At 61.8% G+C, this 1,227-nt stretch carries 1 protein-coding gene; it reads left to right on the top strand.

The window, feature by feature from the left end; translation table 11 throughout:
- The coding region (gene glyA / locus ACR0NO_RS22140) for a serine hydroxymethyltransferase (protein WP_480725717.1) at positions 1-1,227 on the top strand (1,227 nt) is incomplete at its 5' end.

Here is a 1,227-nt window from a genome sequence, read left to right as displayed (position 1 = left end):
GGCTCGATCACGTCCGAGCTGGGCCGTCAGCGCGACGAGATCGAGCTGATCGCGTCGGAAAACATCGTCTCTGCCGCCGTGATGGAAGCGCAGGGCTCGGTGATGACCAACAAATACGCCGAAGGCTACCCCGGTCGTCGTTACTATGGCGGCTGCCAGTTCGTCGATATCGCCGAAAACCTGGCCATCGACCGCGCGAAAGAGCTGTTTGGTTGTGGCTTTGCCAACGTGCAGCCGAACTCGGGCAGCCAGGCGAACCAGGGTGTTTTCCAGGCGCTGATCCAGCCCGGTGACACCATTCTGGGTATGTCGCTGGATGCCGGTGGTCACCTGACCCACGGTGCCCGCCCGAACCAGTCGGGCAAATGGTTCAACGCCGTGCAATACGGCGTGCGCAAAGAAGACAACATGCTGGACTATGATCAGGTTGAGGCGCTGGCAAAAGAGCACCAGCCCAAGCTGATCATCGCAGGTGGCTCGGCCATCCCGCGTCAGATCGACTTTGCCCGCATGCGCGAGATCGCCGACATGGTCGGGGCCTACTTGCACGTGGACATGGCGCATTTCGCCGGTCTGGTGGCCGCAGGCGAGCATCCCTCGCCTTTCCCGCACGCGCATGTGGCGACCACGACAACCCACAAGACCCTGCGTGGACCTCGTGGTGGTATGATCCTGACCAATGATGAAGATATCGCTAAGAAAGTGAATTCGGCGATCTTCCCCGGCATTCAGGGTGGCCCGCTGATGCATGTCATCGCAGGCAAGGCGGTTGCCTTCGGCGAGGCTCTGCGCCCCGAGTTCAAGACCTATATCCAGCAGGTCATCACCAACGCGCAGGCCCTGTCGGATCAGCTGATCAAGGGCGGTCTGGACACGGTGACCCACGGCACCGACACCCATGTGGTGCTGGTCGACCTGCGCCCCAAAGGCGTGAAGGGCAACGCGACCGAGAAGGCTTTGGGCCGCGCGCATATCACCTGCAACAAGAACGGCGTGCCGTTTGATCCTGAGAAGCCGACCATCACTTCGGGCATCCGTCTGGGCAGCCCCGCCGGCACCACGCGCGGCTTCGGCGAGGTCGAGTTCCGCCAGATCGCGGATTGGATCATTGAAGTGGTCGACGGTCTCGCCGCCAATGGCGAAGACGGCAATGCCGAGGTCGAGGCCAAGGTCAAAGCAGAAGTCGCCGACCTCTGCGCCCGCTTCCCTATCTATCCGAACTTGTAA

It is taken from the genome of Ruegeria sp. CL3 (assembly GCF_056536505.1).
The sequence above is the reverse complement of the archived record's forward strand: the minus strand, read 5'-3'. Positions and strand labels throughout refer to the sequence as shown.